Origin of the sequence: Arsukibacterium sp. MJ3 (genome assembly GCF_000987765.1) — a bacterium.
Classification (GTDB): Bacteria; Pseudomonadota; Gammaproteobacteria; order Enterobacterales; family Alteromonadaceae; genus Alishewanella.
The window spans coordinates 1-19,034 of record NZ_LAHP01000018.1; the positions used below are offsets into that span (position 1 = coordinate 1).

The following is a 19,034-nucleotide window of genomic DNA, read 5'->3' on the forward strand; positions in this document are numbered from 1 at the left end:
ATCGCTTCATAACCTTCTTTTTCGCCAAGTCTCTTTTTACGCTAAGTGATCGGATTGGTCTAGTTTTCTCATCGATTCTCCTGCTAATTCTACGCGGTGACTGTTGTGTAATAGTCTATCAAGTAGTGCATCAGCAACCGTTGGATTTGAGATGAGTTTGTACCAATCGGTTGCTGGTATCTGGCTAGCGATGAGGGTACTGGCATTTTGATACCTGTCCTCCATCACATCGAGTAAATCGTTTGCCTGGCGGGCATTCAGTTTTTCCATGCCCCAGTCATCGAGTATCAGCAATTTCTTTTTGGCAAGTTGCGCCAGCTGTTGGCGGTAACTGCCATCGGCATGACCGATGTTTAATTCATCGAGTAATTGCCCTAAGCGATAATATTTTACAGTATGGTGTTGCTCGCAGGCTTGTTGACCCAGTGCGCAGGCAAGGTACGTTTTACCGCAGCCCGTGGCCCCGGTAATAATGATGTTGTGCGCATAATGCAGGTATTGGCCGCTCAGTAATGTGGCGACTTTATCTTTGCGTAACCCTCGCTCCAGACGATAATCAAGCCGACTGGCATGCGCATCCAGTCGCATTTTAGCTTGGCTCACTAAGCGCTTAATTTTAGTATTCTGACGACACAGTATTTCATGTTGAGCCAGTAATCCTAGACGCTCCTCGAAGCTCATGTCTTCATAAGTTGTGACGCGTGATTGTTGCTGCTCTAACGCTTGGCAGAAGTACCCAAGGCGCAGCGAGCGCAGTTGTTCTTGCAATGCTGGTAAGTTCATTGTGTTTCCTTATTGGTAGTAATGTTGTCCACGGATATTGTGGTGTGTCACAGGGGCGTCATCTTGCTCTGTGGTTGGTTTAAGGCCCTCTTTATGGTTGCTCAGTAAGTTCATCACGACGGTGCGATGCGGCCTTTCAAGTAGCAGGGCTTTTTGGCAGGCGGCTTCCAAGCGCGCGCTGCCGTATTGCTTGGATAGATGCAATATGGCTAAGCAGCTTTTAATGGATTGCTCAGGGTGTTTGCGGCTTTGGATATGCCACTCAACCACACCGCGTGCACCAACACCGATATTTTCAGCCCAGCTTAGTAAGCGTTCGGGGCCGAAGCGCTGCTTCACATGGCTATGTGGCATATGCTCTTTGAGCGTGGTGAAGCCGCCGTCCTTGTGCGTACGAGCATGCTGGGCCACCAACTGGTTGTGATGGTAAATGCAGACGATGTTGGCACTCGCTTCTAAGGTCACCGTATCGCCTACTAAGGCGTTGGGCACCGAGTAAGCATGCTTTTCAAACAAGATGTGATAGTCAGGACCCACCTTGGCGCGTTTACTGTCAATGTACTCATAAGCATAAGCCGGTAAGCTAGCAAGAGCAGGCTTGTCTAACAGCTCGAACTGCTGTTTACGTGAGCCAGGATACATGCGCTGCTGTCGGTTGTTTAAGTCCTCCATCAATACGTTGATTTTGACGTTCAAGTCAGACAGGGTGTAAAACATATAATGGCGCAAGCGCATCAATATCCAGCGCTCCACTATTAGCACCGCGTTTTCTGCCTTGGATTTATCCTTTGGCCTGTAAGGCCTAGCGGGCATGATAGCAGTGCCGTAATGTCGGGCCATTTTGGCGTAATTTTCATTGAGCGTGGGGGCGTAAGGATGAGCTTTGGTTACTGCTGACTTTAAGTTGTCTGGTACCAGCAGGCGCGGCACACCGCCGATATAATTGAACGCGCGTACGTGCGCCATTATCCAGTCTTCTTGCTTTTGTGAGCGGCCTGCTTCGACATAGGTGTAATTCGTTGCCCCAAGCGTGGCGACGAAGATTTGCGCGTTGTACCTGATTTCACCGGTATCTGGACTGATGATGGGCACGGTTGGCCCGCAGTAATCGATGAACAACTTATCGCCGGCAATATGATGCTGACGCATACTGCGCTTTTGCTTCTTAAGCCATAACTGGTAGTGCTCGCAGTATTGCGTGTAGCCATAGGCCGTTTGATTATCGTCCTGACAATATTCTTGCCACAGCAATAACTTCGTCATGCCTTTACGTTTAAGCTCCTCGGTCATTTTTGCAAAGCCAGGAAGTCGCTTTTTACGTTTGGCGGTGACAGAAGTATAAAGTTTGCACTCAAGCTGCTTGTCGCTATAGCCGTCGGGCAACGGCCATGTCAAGTCACTGGATTGGAATCGCGTCAGGACTTCACTCACCGTGGCAGGACCAATGCTAAGGCATTTACCAATATCCCGATGACTTAATCCTGCATCGAATTTCAGACGCAGTACGTCTTTTATCTTTCTCATTTCAGTTCTCTTTCTAGGCATGGCAGTGCAGTCCTTAACATTGACGTTAAGTCATAGCTTACCAATTGATCCCAATAGAAAAAGAAGGTTATTCCGGCATTCCGATCACTGGTTTCGGAAAACAGCTAAAACTGATCGGATAAAACCGAAAGGGGTGATCGCTTTAAACCGAAATCAGCGATCGGATTGAAACGGAATGGGTGATCGGTTTCGACCGAAACATGCAAACGCGAAGCATTCCGGCAAGAGCAACAAAGCGAAATCGTCAAACCTCGCTTTTATAAATTCAATTGGTACTAGCTTATTGGTTGGTTCAAATTCAGTTTCTTTGCAAAAAACTGCTTCTATATATTGTAATGCTTTATAAATCAATAGCTTGTGCTGTTGTTGATGCGGCTTGTTGTGCTACTATGCCCACAGGTTATCTGAACCTTTAAAAAGAGGTATTAGTGCATGTTGAACAATAAAAGTTATTTTGATTGTGAAATGGTCACGCCAGAAACTTGGCTGGTATTTCTGATTACTCCGCCTGCCGGTGTAGGGGAGCCTGTATATAAAATATTTTCGGGTTGGGATTTCCCAGAGGTCTGGCGGTTGTCATCAGGCGTTGCTGATCTAAGTGCCCTTAGAAATTTTGAAAGCTACTTTCTGTGGCAGCAGTCATCTGGCACGATTTACCAGCTAAAGAAAAACAACCTGCCTAATTTCACTGAGTATGTTAGCGCCAAACTGGAACAAAAGGTCTTGATGCCAGCCAAAAGTTATGGCTTCACTGTACAGCAGCTGACAGCGCAAGACCTGGATATTGCGCTTAGCAAAGCCCGCTAAGCAGGCTTAATTATTATTCTGCCAGAGATTTCTGAGCGATTTACAAAAGCAGACCCATGATCATAAGGTCTGTCGTGAAAATGATCTAATCTTGTTAGATGTTTATCTTATTTAGAACGGTAACCCGACAAAAGCACCTCGGTTTCTTCTCGATAAAGCGTTCATAAAAGCAGCAAACTGCTCTGCATTACCTCCTGATGGCCTGTAGAAACCAACACCATGAATACGGAATTTTGGATTTCCTTTTGCATCGGCATTTATGGTCGTTATTTGTATGACTATCGAGTCCAGGTCACGACGCCCGTAATCATCTCCAAAGACATATAAGCTAACCTTTTCGCGGGTCTTACCATATAAATCTAAAGCTCGCAAAATGCCCACCTCTGGTGCACTTCCGCCCCCGGTAAATTTTTTCATTCTGTCCATCGCTCGCTGGCGCATACTTACTGTATCGCTTAACCATTTACCTTCTTGTCCGGCATATAAAAAAGTGCCATCAGCAGCAATAATCTGAAATCCCTTCATTTTGGGGTGGTTAATTAAAATATCATCAACCACTGAAATAACTTGCGTCCATTTCGCACCTGAAGCCATTGAACCCGAGTTATCAATAACAAAAACCACATAATCTGCATCAGTAGGGATACCACCTACATCTTCTGACGGTGTATTGGTCGATTTCGGGACATTCAGCATTGCAGTGGCTTGGCGTATTTCGTTGCGCATAGAACTTGCCTTGTCCTGCAGTTGCTGCAAAGTTTGTTGTGCTCGGGGAACCGAGGATTCGAGCGCTTTTAACTGCTGTGTTGCGGTGGAAGATCTCGCCTGCGCTTGTTTAAGTTCCAGTTGTTTGTCCGATAAAGCACCGCTTAATAATTCAATACTCAGTTGTGCGGCCAGTACCTGATCAACCAAAGTGCTAAGATTATTTGGGCCAGCTTGTGTATCTGTCTCTCCGTTTTTAGCTAACAATACCAATAAAACCACTGCCCCAAATGCGCAGGATATGATGTCTAAAAAAGATAAATTGAAAATTTCTACAGGAGCTCTTTTTATTCGTCGCATTATGGCCATTCTCCTGCTGGTGCTAAAAATGTACCTTGCGTTACTTGCGTCCATCTCCAATACATAGAAGCTGCATAAGGATCACCCTCGAGAGGCAATAAAATGACATTTATCCGTAAGCCATGGCCAGCACGTTTTATCGTTTCAATAAGCAACTCCTGGCGACACTGCGATGATATGGTTTTTTTTGTTGTTAGCAGGCCTTTGCAACGCGCTCCTAATCCATCGCCTAGTGTAGGCAAGCCGTCAGTGACAATGTAAACATCGGTAATATTAGGGTGGACCTCACGAAGTTTCTCTAAACCTACTTGTAAATTTGTGCCACCGCTGGGGATCAGTTTACCTATGTCTCTAACTATTGCGCTCATAGAGTCTGATACTCTGGGCGAGCTGGCAGCTCTATTGCCCATTACCAATGCGTTATCAGAAAAAGCGATAACACTAATCTTCGAATTTTGTGGGGCTCTAGCAATCAACCATTGTGCAGTGCGCTTTGTGCGCAGCCATTTACGTTGTGATACTTTTTGACCATCTTGCATAGCCGTTAATTGCAAGATTTCCAACAAATTGTAACCCATCATTGATGCAGATTTGTCCAGCAGAATACCAATTTCTTTGCCTTCCACTTTCATGCCTGTTATGTAGTTTTGTTGGCCGGTTCCACTTAATTGCACATTGGCATCAGGCACCGGTAAGCTGGCGATAGCCGCAATCTGCTTTTCTAAATCAGCCACAACTGCGATCTCGGTAGAGATTTGCTGTAACAACTTACTTTGCTCGCCACTGGTGTCTGCTTGTGAAGTTTGAGAATCTTGCTGGGTCCAGGTCTCCATAGCAATCTTATCGTTAATTTCATCAATTGATTTTTGCAGTTGTTCTTGTTGGCTTTCTGCTGCATTTAATTCCTGTTGCAGCTGGTTAGTCTCATCGGTAGGCTCAGGCATAAATGCATGAAAATCGACTAGAATAAAAATCAGGATAATCGCTCCTAACCCACAGGCCATTACATCTAAAAAAGACATATTAAAACCGTCTTCAGGGCGGCGTTTCAATCTCATATCATTTAATCAGTTGTGTAAATGTGATAACAAATGCTTCTCACACGACTGCTGTGTATTAAGCACCATAGTATCTTGTAGGTTATTAAGCATGTGCATAAATAGCATTAACAACAGCGAAATAAACAAGGCCACCAAAGTTGAATTAAAGGCTACACCCAAAGAAGACGTCATTCCGGCAATATCACCGGCTAGAGCTTGATCGGCTTGTGCTAGTGCTTGCCCGATCCCGCGTACTGTCCCAACAAACCCAATACTAGGAATAGCCCAAATAATATATCTGATCATCGTATTGCCATTTTCAAGCTGAGCAGCAAGGCTCTCAACTGATGACTCAATTACATCAGCAGCGTGCTGAATGTTTCCGGTATTTTTAAAGCGACGCAGACAATTAACCCAGGTTTTAAGAACTGGATTTTCCTTGTGTTTACTCTCTTCAAATATGCTTAGGGCATTATCAATATCGAGCGGTGCACTTTTGTCTAACTTTTGAAGGAAATCCATATCGGAAAGTGCCAATTCTTTGAACCACAAATGTCGTACTTTATATCCAATCAGAAACAAACAAAAAAACATCAAGGAAAAACAAACTTGCTGTTCTACATCTTTTAAAATCACCCATATAGAGAAGAGGGCACTACTACCAGCGCTTTCCATTACTGCGCTTGCCGCGGGGTGGATAACACCTGCATAAAATATATGCACAATGGTAAAGCAGGCAATTAACACCAGTAGACTGGTAATGGGTTGAGGATTCATACCCGCAGAGTGCTGTTTATTCATTTTATATTTATCCGCTTTTATATATTAATTGGAAAATCTTGTGGGGCGTCCAGCGACACAAAATATGCAGTAGCTGAACCTGCTAACATCAGCAACACTAGCGCGAACGCGATGTGTTTTTTTTTCATCTGTGTATTCCTTTAGTTAAAGCGAGCAATTCTAAAGCCAATGTCATCTTCTGGGCCACTGCCTTCGGAACGCATACTGGATCTCAATTCTTTTAAGCGTCCGGTTTTAAATGATGCCCCTTTGACAACGTGCCCTTGGCCACTACTAACGCCCATATAATCAACATGCACATGTTCAGTGTTTGGCACAGTCAGAGCATAATAGTCATGCACCCATTCCCGTACATTGCCATCTAAGTCAAAAAAACCGGCTCGATCAGCTTTAAAGCTACCAACTGGCGCTTTACCGGCAAAGCCGTCCTGATAATCACGGAAAATAAACGTTTGCTGACCCTGTAGAGATTTATCTGCAAAATTACCTTGGTTGGTGCGAAGCCGGTCTTCATTACCCCAAACATAACTTGTCCTGGTTGAGCGACCATTATGTTTAGCGATGAATTCCCATTCGGCCTCTGTTAATAAGCGATAGCCTTGACTGTCAGGGCTAATACCACTAACCTGGTTACCTTGAACAATATAAAAAGGGGTTAGCCCTTCTTTTTCACTTAACCAGTTTGTGAAGTTTACTGCTTCTAACCAAGATACCTGTGTAACGGGTAATTTTGTCGCTGTAGTTTTACCTGTGAATGCCGCAAACTGTGCTTCGGTAACTTCATGCTTGGATACCCAGATACTGCGAGTGAAATCTACCTTAATCTGGTGCTCGTTCCTGATGCGACCTTGCTCATTCGGTGGTGAGCCCATAGTGAAGCTTCTTGGTTGTATACCAATAAAACTAAAGCCCAATGTTTCCGCAAATAATGGCTTACCTTCAAGACGGCGTGCGGCAAACTCTGTTAGCATTTCTGCCTTTACAGTCTTCAGGCCTTTTGCGCGGGGTGTAACAGTGCGACTGACAGAGCGATAACCTGGTTTTTTAAACTCAATTTTTTGTGACACTGTTTGCAGTGGCAGCTTTAGTGGGGTTTTACCCTGCTGTACCCCGTTAATAAATACCTCAGTGATTTCATTGGCAGTAAACTCTACCAAGCCCGATTCGGGTTTCAATTGCCAATTCAAGGAGCGTTGCTCGCCAGCTTGAAGAGTAAGGCGTTCGGTCTTGGGCAAGTAACCCGCTTTCTCATAACGCACCGTGTACGATTTACCTGCATCGAGACTTAACGGGCTCTGTGTGGGCTTACCATTTACCATTAAGACACCATCAGCGGGAGAAGCTGTAACAAGCAACTTTGCTTGCACAGGTTGCAGAAAATAGTTTCGCTCTTGTAATGGCTGTTGGTAGGTCAACGCTATAGTATCGTTTATAGGCTCATATCCCGTTAGATTAATTTCTACAGCGTAAACACCGCCTGGCTTTGACAAACTATGAGGCGTTTGGCCAATTTTTCTCCCATCAATCAGAATGGCTGCTCCTGCAGGGCGGGATGTTAACACCAAGTTACCCTCTACTGAGATCAACGTCATTGTTTCTGTAATTTCATCGCCTGCTGCAGCTTCAACAAAAATACTGGCAGGTTGATAAGCTGGATGGTCTGCTTTAATTTGATAATTACCAGGCTTAAGCTGATGACTTAAGGTATCGCTTTGGCTGACTATTTGATCGTTTATGCTCCAGTTGATATCCGCTATCTGTGGAATAGTACTAACATTTACAGTGGCAGGCAGTGGGTCAAGTGTCACGCTCATATTGGTATCTTGGCTAGCCACAACCGACACATCTTTGGTCTCAAATTTACTGGCGCTAACTTTTATTCGAGCCTGTGAGCCAACTAGATAAAAGGTATTGTCTATGAAAAAGCCAACGCCTGAGTCTACTGAAAACTGTTGTGTTTGCTCAGCTTCAGCCGGATAAACCTTGACGGTAAATCCCTTAGTCAGAAATAACCAGCTTAAATACACTGCTAGCAGTGCAAAAAGTGGTACCGCCACAAGCACTTGCCAGTAACGTTTTTTTATTCCTTGCTCTAAGGCATCATCAATTTGACTCACACTTTGCTCCTGTTAGATGCGAACTTTGCATTGCAACTGCACTTGCGGCGCTGCTGATGAGGTGTCAGCGGAAACCTCTACATTAATAATTTCTGTCCGATACCCCTCACACACTCCCTCAAACTGGTAACTACCAGGTGGTAGCTGAATAGTTTTTTCTCTTACCTTGCCAACATTACCAACGCCAAGAACTCTTATTTCAGTGCGGTTATCGCTCAATAGCGTTATAGCTATTTCCTGCTGCTGGATTTGTAAAAGTTGTTTTAGTTGGTCTTGTTGCGCCGCTAATTTCGGGCTTAGCGAATTTAGGGGCTCAACATCAGCAATTGCAGCCCTTGCTAGTCGTTGAATATTGGGATCAGTCAGCCGTTCAGATTGCTGTATGAAGCTAGAGAGTCGCTCTTTGGCTGAAATAACTTGCTCTGCTTGTCGCAGGCGTTGCTGAAGTCTTGTGTTATCAGGTGCTGTGGCAAGTGCTTTGCTGGCAAGTAATTTAACCGTTGGCCACTCATCGGCGGTACTAAAAATCTCTACCTGTTGATTGACCTTATCCAGTGATGCGCTTTGCTCAGCTGCATCAAGTTTTTGTTGGACACTTTTTAACTCAGGTCTTTTACTATCAATGCTCCGGGCTCTGTTTAAAGCGTCGCGTGCTGTTAGATAATTGTCACCTTCGAGGGCGGCAATTGCATCAGCCAGTGCCTGAGAAAATGCTTGTTGTCTCTGGCTTTTATCAATAACAGCTAGATGATTTACAGCAGCTTGGTCTGCATTATCAAGTTGCAAGATTTGTTGTAGCAAGGTTTTTTGTTTGCTTAAGTTGTTTTCTAATTCAGCGACCTTAATTTTTCCCCATAATACCAACACATCTTCTGCTACATTCAGCCTATTTTGCAACTGATGTGCCGGTTTAAAAACCGGGTTAACATCAAGAGACTGATTATTATATAATTTTGCTTGTGTTAAGTTGCCTTGCTCGAATGCCGCAATAGCTGCTGAATGAGCTTGCTCATAGGCATCAGTGAATTCCAAATGATAGGTATCTACTTGCTGCGTTAAATTAGAAAGTAGATTGGCTGCATCGTTATAAAGCTGCTGGCCATACAATTGATATGCTTTCTGCACATCATTCTGCATTTTCTGAACAACATTAGTTTTCCATTGGCTAAGTTGCGGATCCTCTGAAATAGCTTTAATTCGAGAATTGGTATCGGACAATAACTGCTGCAGGGCCGAGCGGATGTCTTCATCCAACGCGGTCCCGCCAGGGGTTTCACTGATTACGCTGGGCATGCCCGAAGCATTTTTATCAGCAGGTAACGGGGCAGTGGGCATGCTTTTAAATACCAAGGCACCCATTAGTGCTAGTAAAATTGCAGCTGCAACAAAAATTGCAATTTTAATGAAGCGCTTGGTATTAGCCGATAAAGTGCCGGTAATTTGTTCGTCTAACGTGGCCAATAACGGCTCCTTTTTTTCGATAAAGGTGCTGACTTACAGCTGTATATCTGGTGTTGCTTCTACCTGATAAATATCAAGCAGACGCTGTCTAAATTGTGCGAGCTGTTCAGATGCAGTGCCTTGCAACTCAATAGTCTGGTCGTTTAGCTCAATCACTTGTGGTGTAATTTTAATGTCCAGACTCTGCCCCATTTCACTCAACACATCGCGCTGAGCACTCAGTTCGCGGTTGCTTTTCATTGCTTCAGCAATGCTATAAACACCTGCTAAAACGCTTATATACTTTCCTGCATCAGCAGCGTCTGAATTCGAATTTTTGTCCAACAGTATTGCTGCCCCTAAAGCCGCGCCAGCTCCAATCCACTTGAGGTTACGCTTTGCTTTATTTTCTCTTATCTCTGCCGCAACAGGCAGCGTTTCACGCTGATACTTGCGATATGCTTCATCGGTCTCTGAATAGAAAGCTTCATAGCTGTCTTGCAACTGATCTACAAATTGCTCGTCTTTCGATTGCAGTAATGTAACTCGCTGCAACATAGGGTCATGTGGCGATGGTGTACCAGTTAATTTAAAAACGGTGTCGTTAGAAAAACTACTTTTTCGTTTACTCGTCACGTAAGGCGAAAACGCTTCTGGGCTGTACATGCCGGCATAACGTAAATCAGATACTTGCTTAATTGCTGTTTTCTGTTTATCTGATTTTTTATTTATTAAATCGTACACATAACGCGCTATGTCATTAAAAATAGGATCATATGAGTTTTGGTTAGCTCTGAGTGCATCACGGTAAAATGCTTCACCTACAACATGTTTAAACGTCTTACTGCCCAACTCATCATTTGTTGCGTCGATAACGCGCACTGATATCTCAACAGTTTCTGTATCGGAGTAAATGATCTTTCCAAGCACATACACGTCAGCTGAAGCAGAACTATTTGGGGTAACGCTGATTGAGCCAAATGCCTTAGTCGCGGCCAATGCTCGTTTGGTGTCAATGGCAAACCGATTAGCTTCCAGACGACGCACCTGTGGCCAAATATCGTCATCTGCGACTTTCTTATCATCAATGTTGCCACGAGAGTCTAATGGGATACCTGGATCAAACACTGGGATAGCCACATCTAAATACACAGATGAGGAGTTATTAAATTTTCCAGGCTGCGTTACTGTGCTCGGTCCCACTATAGAAGGGCCGACGGAAGGTGCTTTATTAGGAGTTGTCTGGCATCCAGCCAAAAATAACGAGCATGCAGACACTGTTGCAATTAACAAATGCTTGAATGTTGGCTTAAGGTTCACAGCGTTAATAATATGTTTATTCATAAAGTTTCATCCGGTGTTAATCGCTTAACTGTTGTTAGCACCCATACTGTGCCATGAGATCCTGAAAATGTTTCCGCTCACTGTCTGTGGTTGCTGAATCAAGTCCTTGCTTTACGGTGTCGCAAACGGCTGAACTGCCTTGCTTAACTTTACCTCTTTCAGAAGTCTTTGACGGTGCGCTTGCTGATTGCTGAGCCCCTTGCATATCTTCGTTTGCATCGCTGGTTGCTTGCGCTAATCCAGTATTACCTTGACCACCTGCGGAGTCGCCAGCATCGCCAGAGCTACCACCTGCTGCTCCCACTTTTCCCGCGGCACCACTCGCCGCTGCTGCCATGCACTTCTCGCTGTTGTTCAGATTGTCAGCAAAATCCTGCTCCATTTTTTGCAAAAGCTCGGCTTTGGTAAGTTTCGTTTTGTCTATATCGTTAAAATTGATAAGCGTGCAGTCACTATATTCAGTATTGGCATTTGCAGTTGAATTCGAAGTTGAAGTTTGTTGAGCGCAGGCTGTTTGCGACATCGATGTTACAAAAATAGCTGTAAACCAAAGTGGCAATGCAATTGACGTCTTGCAGATAATTGCTAATTGTTTTGGTTGCACAAAATAATCCTTACTGGAGTGCTATTAAAAACAATTAAATAAGAAAGTAATTAAATAATTGCAACCTGGCAGCCTTCACTGTTTAAGTATTAGGCCCATGGCTTTGCGTGAGCAGGTTTTCACCTGACGTGCCTTGGCTGAATTGTACCTGAATGGTTGTTCATAAAACAAGCTTCTATTTATTCGAGAAAGAATTTAGCTCCCATTTAAGTGACAAGAATTTCGATCTAGTACGAAGTTATGATTAATAGTCATAACGGGAAAGCACATAGACACAACGATTTCTTGCAGATAATTCTGTCATTCAGATATTTACTAAGCGGCTTAACAAGCAGCAACAATTGTCAGCAGCCTGAACATCTCATCTCCATTTAGACGACTGATGGAAAAAATGCAGGCTGCAGATTTAGATAATACTTTGAGCGAAAATAATAAGAGTTATGTTTCTAGTCACACAACCCAACAAGGCTCAGGTTGCCAATACCTGACGCTTCAATATGGTCACTCCACCATTGCATCATGTCTCTACGGCCTTTTAGGTAACCCGCTTTATTATAAGCCCGACGCACCTGATTTTTATCTTCATGGGCGAGGGCACTTTCAACTAAGTCACCATAAAAGCCTTCCTCATTCAGAATTGTGCTCGCCAGGGAGCGCATACCATGGGCAACCAATCGATTTGCAAACCCCATGCGCTTTAGTGCCATGTTTGCCGTTTCTTTGTGTATGTGGCTGTTTTTATGCCGGGCAGAAGCAAACACATACAACTGATCACCACTGATGGGGCGCATGAGTTCTAATAAAGTGATGGCCTGACGAGACAGTGGTACCTGATGATTACGGCGCTTTTTCATAAACTCAGCCGGTATTGTCCAAATTGAATTGGCAAAATCGATATCCTGCCAACGTGCTTTAACGGCTTCACCTGGCCGTACCATGGTGTGCAGTTGCCATTCAATTAAACAGCGGGTAGAGAGTTTAATGCTGGCTCTGCTTAAGCGCATTATTAGCTCAGGCAACTCGTCAGGTTTTAACGTTTTCATATTTTCATTTTTAGGGGTTATAAATGCAGCTTTAATGCCCGACAGGCGATTAAACTCAAGCAGGCCGGTATTAACACTCCATGTCATCACTTCATTAATGCGTTGGCATAATCGTGACAAGGTTTCTAACTTAAGCTCCTTTTCTAATGGCTTTAATACGCCAATTATTTGCTGCGCATTAAGCTCTTTAAGTGGCAGATGGCCGGCCTTGGGAAAGACATGCTGCTCGAAGGAACGTCTAATCGTATAAGCATGACGCTCACTGACATTGGAAAACTTAACGTCAAACCATTGTTCACAGGTATGTTGAAATGTATTGAGTAGATCTGCTGAGGCCTGATCGTTTTGTTGTTCGAGCCATCGTTGTGGATCAATATTCTCTGCTAAAAGCTGGCGGTATCTCGCCGCTAGTTTTCTTGCCGCGGATAAACTCGTTGCTGGGTAAGTTCCGAGCTTCAGGTTATTACGATTTTCCAGCAGAGGCCTGAAATAGTTGAAGTACCATGACTTGGTTCCGGCTGCACTGATTCTCAGTAGCAAACCGTCGCCATCGTATAAAGTGTAAGGCTTCCCAGAGGGCTTGCTGCTACGGATAATAGCGTCGCTTAAGGGTATGATTTTCTTCGGCATTTTTGCTCCTGAGCACCCTTTTTAGAACCACAGCTTTTTCGGTTTTTGCTCTGTGGTGCTATCTGTGGTTCTAAAAAGCGTATATCGCTTTAGACCGCATAAGACCTGCTAAGACCGAAAATCATTGCTAATGCTTGATATTGAAGGGGTTTTTCAGGGGTTTTAGACCGTATAAGACCGTGTTGAACTGTCTTTTGGCTGCCCCAGCAGGAATCGAACCTGCAACTGCCCCTTAGGAGGGGGCCGTTATATCCATTTAACTATAGGGCAATAAAGCGGGTAATTAAGGCGCGAAAGTGTATCAGAATAAACAACTGAAGTGAAAGGCAAAACACGTTGCTTAATTGTCATCTAGCGTGGATTAATACGCCAATTAAAATCCTGAACTGTTAATACTGATCAAATCACCAATTTGTAAATGACTTAACAGAGTGGGGGTGCTGGCGCTGGCCCAGGCGTTGTCGGTACTAATGTCTGTAATTTTCAGGGTTACCGGGCTTTTATGCAGTTTTTCTAAGCCATCTTTGCCAGCAAAACGTTGAATTTGCATTACGGTTACGCTATCGCCCAGTTTTAATCCCTGACGGGCACCTCGGTTAATAGCCACTTGATGCTGATCGATATGGCTAACTTGAGCCAATAAAGTCTGGCATTGCGTTTGTTGCTGAATATCCTTGGCGACTGCTTTTAAGATGGTATCAATTTTCTGGCCATAAGCTTTTTGCCAGAACTGCTGGCTATGGCTGCCGGATGAGGTTGCAGCACTATCCCAGATTGCATCTGTTCGATACTGTTGCTGGTATAGTATTTGATTATTAAATAAATCTATTAAGGCAACATCCAGTGCAAAGTAGCGCACAAAGCTATCTTCTTGCCAAAAACGGCTGGTGCGCTTACCCAGCGACATATCGCTAATAGTGGCTAGCAGAACAAATTGCTGGCCATCGGTAAACAGCTGCCGATTAACACTGTCGGTCATTTGTTCTGCTTTTAAACTGTAAGTGGCCTCGGTAACCACCAATGCCGGACTGTAATCTTGTAAATGACGTGATAATTGAGTGGTGGCATTTTTTCCAAGTTCGAATAACTGGCCATAAATGGCATCGCGACGGGCACCTAATTCAACTTGAACCAACAGTAACGGTTTTTTTTGATTTGACCCACTGCAGCGTTGTTGCTGTGGCATAATTTCAGCCTGCAAGGTTACAGTTACAATATTATTACTGTAGTTTTCGTTAAGCAGCCGGATTTCACGAATTTCTGAGCTGCTGTCCAGGCTAAGTTGATGTTGCTGCATTACGCCTGCTACCAATTGCTGTTGGCTGCTTACCCTAACCCCGGCAAACAGTGCCGCCCGTTCAAGCGCATCACCAATAGCGGCTTGTTTGGCTTTTGCAATATCGCCATTCTCTATTGCTGCCTGGCCTGTCATTTCATACCAGTTAGCACTAAGTGGCGCAGACAGCAAAGCGAGCCAACAAACACTAACTATTATTACTAATTTCATAGTTCGCCAATTATTATTCAACATTATTTCTATTAGCTATACAAAGCAAAAACTGTGCCTTTGTTTATTTTACGTATTACCTGATAAACATTTAGGCTGTTCGGCGCGTTGCTCTTAGGTAAGCTGGCGCAGATTTTGCTAGTTTAAAAGCAGAGCAACACTTTATTATCGTTAACAGCTGATGACGGATCCAACATGATGAAATTGTCTTGTATTACCCTGGTGGCATTACTGCTAAATGGTTGCAGCCAGATGTTTGATAAGCATATTGAGTATGCCTCGGTAAAGCCTGATGCATTTCCTATGTTGTATGCCGTTGGCATGGCGCCCATTTCTTTGCAACCCGGTGCATCTGACAGTCAGAAGATACTGTTGGCAATGCGGGCGTCGAAATTAGAAGCTTACCGAGAGTTGGCTGAGCAGGTGTATGGTCAAAGAATTGACAGTAGCAATAGCTTAAGGGCGATGGTTGCGGGTAATGATCAGTTTAGTACTTCGGTACAAGGCGTGATCCGTGGTGCCAAGGTAATAAAAACCTATGCGGTAGATGATGCTTACATTACCGAGCTGGAGTTAGATTTTGAGCAGGTGTACCATTTATATCAGAACGTTTATCCGCGCCAGACTATTAAGAGTATTCACTATTATTAGTAAACGGTAGTTAAGCGGTTACGGCGTTAATTTCAACATCACTGCAGTATTAGGCTTTAATACCCTTGCCCATGTTGTCGACGGTGGGTTTACCTTTATTGGTATAAGTTAAGCCTGACTTCCCCCTAGCCGACAATAATTCTGTTTTAAAGCGTTGCAACGTCAGCTGGCTTTGTTCTAAGGTTATTTGATTAACCTCGTTTTGCTGCTTACAGTCGGCTAAAACCTGCTCCAACACGCTAATCTGTTGCGTAAACCAAGGTTCAAGCCGAGCGTGTTGTAACATATTGCTGCCGGCAATAGTCGAGTCGGTAGTTTGAATATCGGCTAGCAAAATTTGTTTTTCTGAAGTGATGGTATTTAGGGAATTAATATCACGCGAGGCGAGGGCGGCAAGTTCTTGCCGCAAAAGCAGCAGCAGCGCATCCAATTGCGCTTGCTGTTGTTGTAACAGATGAATAAGAGGTTCAAATTGGCTAGTCATTATTTATTAAACAAGTCGCCTTCAAATTGCATGATACGGCGGGCAAGTTGTTCAACATTAACTTTATATTTGCCTTCAGCAATAGCTTGCTTAATTTCATCTACTTTATTCTGGTCGATACCGCTAGCAGCAGTAGCTTTTTCCTGCACCTGACCAAACTGCTTAGCTTGCGGCGTAATGGATACAGAATCCTGCCGCTGCGCGCCTTGCTGCGTAGCATTTTGCTGCACAGTGGCTTGTTGCCGCTGCACATTCTGCTCTACTTTGTCATTTTTTACCTGAGGATTACCCTGCAGGTTATTAATATTTATAGCCATGTTAGAACCTCTTTACCTTAAACCAGTTCCCTATGTTCAGGTTAACGGCTGAGCGTTAATAAACTTTAATATATTTTTTAAAATTTTACTCTTACCTGATTAACAGCAACCACTTCTGTTTGAATTTTACGCCCAGATTGTTGATTTTGCACTAATATGGTGTCGCCGAGCGTACCATCATTATCGGCAATGCCTGTTGCCGACACGCTAAGGCCACTGTTGTCAATAACTATTGTAACAACATCTCCACGACAGACAAGGCAAAGATCCTGCATCGTAATAATTTGGCCGGCGCTAAGTGCTCTTTTACTACGAGCGCCAACAATTTGCCGTGGTTCTGTCACCAAATTACCTCGGACAAAACGTCGTTCTTTATCTTCAATTTGTAACATATCGGCCGTTATAACGGTACCTGTAGCAATATTTTGACGCACGGTTACTACTGCAACAATTTCAGTTATTTTTACGGGTACATAAAGCTGCCAGGCGCTTGGGGCAGTGCAACTAATATTAACGGTTATTTGCCGTTGGTTGCTGTTTTGCGGCCGGCTGAATTCTGGTGTGGTTACACACGCTTTGTCACCTATTCGGTTATCCAGTGGCGTAACGTCAAGCTTTATGGTGTTGTTAGCCGCAATATTTAACTCCTGGCTAAGCCACTGACCGGTCATTTCAGTAAGCTGTTCAGGGCTATATTGTTGCGGTTCGTTCTGTTGAGCCACACTTAGATTGCTGATAAAAAATAACAAGATAAAGAGCAATCGATAAAATTTTTCGTACTTCTTCATATGGTTTCAGCTATGCTTTATCAACGTAAGGTTATACCATTATAGTTATAACAAGTTTAATTATATTGCCCAGGCCGTTAAATCCGAAATAGGGTTTATGTCCTAGTGCAATCTGCTATGGCGGCTTAGGTTAACTCTGCAACGGCTATATCGCAAAAGTAACTTTTGTAAAAGTTATTATGCAAGAGTAGCGCCAAAACGTAGATAAAAGGAGTGGCGGATGGCCAACATTCTAGATTCTGTAAATCAACGTACGCAATTGGTCGGGCAGAACCGTCTTGAATTATTATTATTTAATCTAGCCGGCCGGCAACGTTATGGCATTAACGTGTTTAAGGTGCGGGAAGTACTGCAATGTCCGGCATTAACTGCAATACCGAAACGCAATAAATTTGTTCGGGGCATCGCCCATATTCGTGGCCAGACTATTTCAGTGATTGATCTTAGCCTGGCCATTGGCGGTAAGCCTGTTGCCGACCTAAGTAGCGCGTTTATCATTATTACCGAATACAATCGCTCGGTGCAGGGTTTTTTGGTTAGTTCAGTTGAGCGCATTATTAATATTAACTGGGAAGCAATATTGCCGCCACCTAAAGGCACCGGTGGCAAACAAAGTTATTTAACGGCGATAACTGAAATTGAAAAAGAGTTAATTGAAATTCTTGATGTTGAAAAAATCTTAGAAGAAATTTCACCGTCACCAACCACTATTACTAAAGTGGTAAATACTGCCACTATTAACGCTAATTTAGGCGATAGGCTTATTTTAATTGCCGATGATTCAACAGTTGCTCGTAACCAAGTAAAGAAAGCCCTGGAAGGGCTGGGTGTGAAAATGCATTTGGTTAATAATGGCCGTGAAGCACTAAGTTACCTGCAGCAGGTAGCGAAAGAATGCAACTTATCGGTGACTGAAAAAGTAGGCTTACTTATTTCTGATATAGAAATGCCAGAAATGGACGGTTACACGTTAACCGCAGAAATAAGGCTAGACCCACAATTAAAAAACCTGCATGTTATTTTACATACCTCGTTAAGCGGGGTGTTCAATCAGCAGATGGTACAAAAAGTAGGTGCTAACGATTTCATCGCTAAATTTAATCCAGACGAACTGGCAGAATCGGTACAAAAATGGCTGCAGGCAGAATAAGCGCTAAGGGCAAGTAGTGACAAATAAAGAGTTACACGAAAGCGAATATAAACTGTTTCGGGATTTTCTTGAGCAGCAATGCGGTATTGTGTTAGGCGACAATAAACAGTATCTGGTAAAAAGCCGGCTGGGTCCGCTAATGCAGCGTTTTAGTATCGCGACCTTATCTGAATTGGTCAGTAAAACATTAAGCCCGTTTGAGCGCCAGTTACGCTCTGCAGTTATTGATGCCATGACCACCAATGAAACCTTGTGGTTTCGCGACACCTATCCGTATGAACTGCTAAAAAAACAAATTTTGCCGGAACTGGAAAAAAGTTGCCGTACGCTAAAAATATGGTCCGCTGCCAGCTCATCCGGGCAAGAGCCTTACTCCATTGCCATGACCGGTTTAGAGTATCAACAAAGCCGCCCCGGCGCGTTTAGCTTAGGCCTAAATATTCTTGGTACAGATATTTCCAATACCATGCTAGAGCATTGTCAGCGTGCTGAATACGATGGTTTAGCCTTATCCCGGGGATTATCATTAGAGCGTCGCAGTCGTTTTTTTGAAGAAAGTGGCAATGGCATGATGCGGGTTAAAGATTTCGCCCGTAAGAATGTCAACTTTCGCCATCTTAATCTGTTAGACAGCTACGCCCTGCTGGGCAAGTTCGATATTATTTTTTGCCGTAATGTGCTTATTTATTTTTCACCTGATTTAAAAACGAAAATTATCAAACAGTTCGCCCAATCGCTTAACCCCAGAGGCTATTTGTTTCTGGGCGCATCTGAATCTATTTCCAGTGTGAATAACGATTTTGAAATGCTGCGCTGTAACCCTGGCATTATTTATCGTAAAAAAGCTTAACCTTAGCTGCTAAAAAACTGGCCTGTGTTTTGCATTTGATTTGCCATAGTTGCAAATGAGGTGGCAAA

Annotated in this window: 18 protein-coding genes, 1 tRNA gene and 1 riboswitch; of the genes, 4 read left to right on the forward strand and 15 right to left on the reverse strand. The window is 43.7% G+C overall.

The genetic code is table 11. The features are described 5' to 3' along the window. Positions 1–36: 36 nt before the first annotated feature. On the reverse strand, positions 37–783 hold the full coding sequence (istB, locus tag VT06_RS12890) for an IS21-like element helper ATPase IstB (protein WP_046554735.1): 747 nt from the start codon (positions 781–783) through the stop codon (positions 37–39). Positions 784–792: 9 nt separating this feature from the next. Continuing rightward, a complete protein-coding gene (gene istA / locus VT06_RS12895; RefSeq protein ID WP_046554736.1) occupies positions 793–2,328 on the reverse strand; it encodes an IS21 family transposase in 1,536 nt (511 codons plus the stop codon). Between the two features lie 432 nt (positions 2,329–2,760). Here istA and VT06_RS12900 point away from each other — a divergent pair, with 432 nt between their 5' ends. Beyond that, positions 2,761–3,135 carry a hypothetical protein gene (locus VT06_RS12900; RefSeq protein WP_046554737.1) on the forward strand — a complete coding sequence of 125 codons (375 nt, stop codon included), beginning with the start codon at positions 2,761–2,763 and terminating at the stop codon, positions 3,133–3,135. A 111-nt stretch (positions 3,136–3,246) separates the two neighbouring features. On the opposite strand, the gene VT06_RS12905 is transcribed toward VT06_RS12900, so the two are convergent. The 10 genes from VT06_RS12905 to VT06_RS12950 all read right to left on the reverse strand — a co-directional run bounded on the left by VT06_RS12905 (position 3,247) and on the right by VT06_RS12950 (position 14,726). Beyond that, on the reverse strand, positions 3,247–4,200 hold the full coding sequence (locus tag VT06_RS12905) for a VWA domain-containing protein (RefSeq protein ID WP_046554807.1): 954 nt from the start codon (positions 4,198–4,200) through the stop codon (positions 3,247–3,249). Beyond that, positions 4,200–5,258, reverse strand: a complete 1,059-nt coding sequence (locus VT06_RS12910; RefSeq protein ID WP_046554738.1) for a VWA domain-containing protein — start codon at positions 5,256–5,258, stop codon at positions 4,200–4,202. The genes VT06_RS12905 and VT06_RS12910 overlap by 1 nt, the downstream gene beginning before the upstream one ends. 9 nt (positions 5,259–5,267) lie before the next feature. Then, entirely contained in the window at positions 5,268–6,041 is a 774-nt protein-coding gene (locus tag VT06_RS12915; protein ID WP_046554739.1) for a MotA/TolQ/ExbB proton channel family protein, read from the reverse strand. A 140-nt stretch (positions 6,042–6,181) separates the two neighbouring features. Continuing rightward, entirely contained in the window at positions 6,182–8,158 is a 1,977-nt protein-coding gene (locus VT06_RS12920; protein WP_046554740.1) for an SUMF1/EgtB/PvdO family nonheme iron enzyme, read from the reverse strand. A gap of 12 nt (positions 8,159–8,170) precedes the next feature. Then, complete coding sequence (locus tag VT06_RS12925; RefSeq protein WP_046554741.1) at positions 8,171–9,619, reverse strand: hypothetical protein; 1,449 nt, start codon at positions 9,617–9,619, stop codon at positions 8,171–8,173. A 33-nt stretch (positions 9,620–9,652) separates the two neighbouring features. Next, positions 9,653–10,942 (reverse strand): hypothetical protein, encoded by a 1,290-nt coding sequence (locus VT06_RS12930; RefSeq protein ID WP_046554742.1) that lies wholly within the window; start codon positions 10,940–10,942, stop codon positions 9,653–9,655. 34 nt (positions 10,943–10,976) lie between these two features. Continuing rightward, positions 10,977–11,546 carry a hypothetical protein gene (locus tag VT06_RS12935; protein ID WP_052750263.1) on the reverse strand — a complete coding sequence of 190 codons (570 nt, stop codon included), beginning with the start codon at positions 11,544–11,546 and terminating at the stop codon, positions 10,977–10,979. A 56-nt stretch (positions 11,547–11,602) separates the two neighbouring features. Continuing rightward, positions 11,603–11,689, reverse strand: a riboswitch (cyclic di-GMP riboswitch). A gap of 303 nt (positions 11,690–11,992) precedes the next feature. Then, complete coding sequence (locus VT06_RS12940; RefSeq protein WP_046554743.1) at positions 11,993–13,219, reverse strand: tyrosine-type recombinase/integrase; 1,227 nt, start codon at positions 13,217–13,219, stop codon at positions 11,993–11,995. 195 nt (positions 13,220–13,414) lie between these two features. Next, positions 13,415–13,489: transfer RNA gene (locus VT06_RS12945), tRNA-Arg, on the reverse strand. Between the two features lie 103 nt (positions 13,490–13,592). Further along, positions 13,593–14,726 (reverse strand): flagellar assembly protein T N-terminal domain-containing protein, encoded by a 1,134-nt coding sequence (locus VT06_RS12950; RefSeq protein ID WP_235357430.1) that lies wholly within the window; start codon positions 14,724–14,726, stop codon positions 13,593–13,595. 195 nt (positions 14,727–14,921) lie between these two features. On the opposite strand from VT06_RS12950, the gene VT06_RS12955 reads away from it, so the two are divergent. Next, on the forward strand, positions 14,922–15,377 hold the full coding sequence (locus tag VT06_RS12955) for an LPP20 family lipoprotein (protein WP_046554745.1): 456 nt from the start codon (positions 14,922–14,924) through the stop codon (positions 15,375–15,377). A gap of 49 nt (positions 15,378–15,426) precedes the next feature. Here the strand turns inward: VT06_RS12955 and flgN are convergent, their stop codons facing one another. The 3 genes from flgN to flgA form a co-directional block, all read right to left on the reverse strand. After that, a complete protein-coding gene (flgN, locus tag VT06_RS12960) occupies positions 15,427–15,861 on the reverse strand; it encodes a flagellar export chaperone FlgN (protein WP_046554746.1) in 435 nt (144 codons plus the stop codon). Continuing rightward, positions 15,861–16,178 carry a flagellar biosynthesis anti-sigma factor FlgM gene (flgM, locus tag VT06_RS12965; RefSeq protein WP_046554747.1) on the reverse strand — a complete coding sequence of 106 codons (318 nt, stop codon included), beginning with the start codon at positions 16,176–16,178 and terminating at the stop codon, positions 15,861–15,863. Before flgM ends, flgN begins: the two co-directional genes overlap by 1 nt. A gap of 77 nt (positions 16,179–16,255) precedes the next feature. Then, positions 16,256–16,900 carry a flagellar basal body P-ring formation chaperone FlgA gene (gene flgA, locus VT06_RS12970; RefSeq protein WP_235357431.1) on the reverse strand — a complete coding sequence of 215 codons (645 nt, stop codon included), beginning with the start codon at positions 16,898–16,900 and terminating at the stop codon, positions 16,256–16,258. 286 nt (positions 16,901–17,186) lie between these two features. On the opposite strand from flgA, the gene VT06_RS12975 reads away from it, so the two are divergent. After that, complete coding sequence (locus VT06_RS12975; protein ID WP_046554749.1) at positions 17,187–18,116, forward strand: chemotaxis protein CheV; 930 nt, start codon at positions 17,187–17,189, stop codon at positions 18,114–18,116. Positions 18,117–18,132: 16 nt separating this feature from the next. Continuing rightward, the gene (locus tag VT06_RS12980; protein ID WP_046554750.1) at positions 18,133–18,966 is read left to right on the forward strand and encodes a protein-glutamate O-methyltransferase CheR; all 834 of its coding nucleotides are present in this window, start codon (positions 18,133–18,135) and stop codon (positions 18,964–18,966) included. The last annotated feature ends 68 nt before the right edge of the window (positions 18,967–19,034 follow it).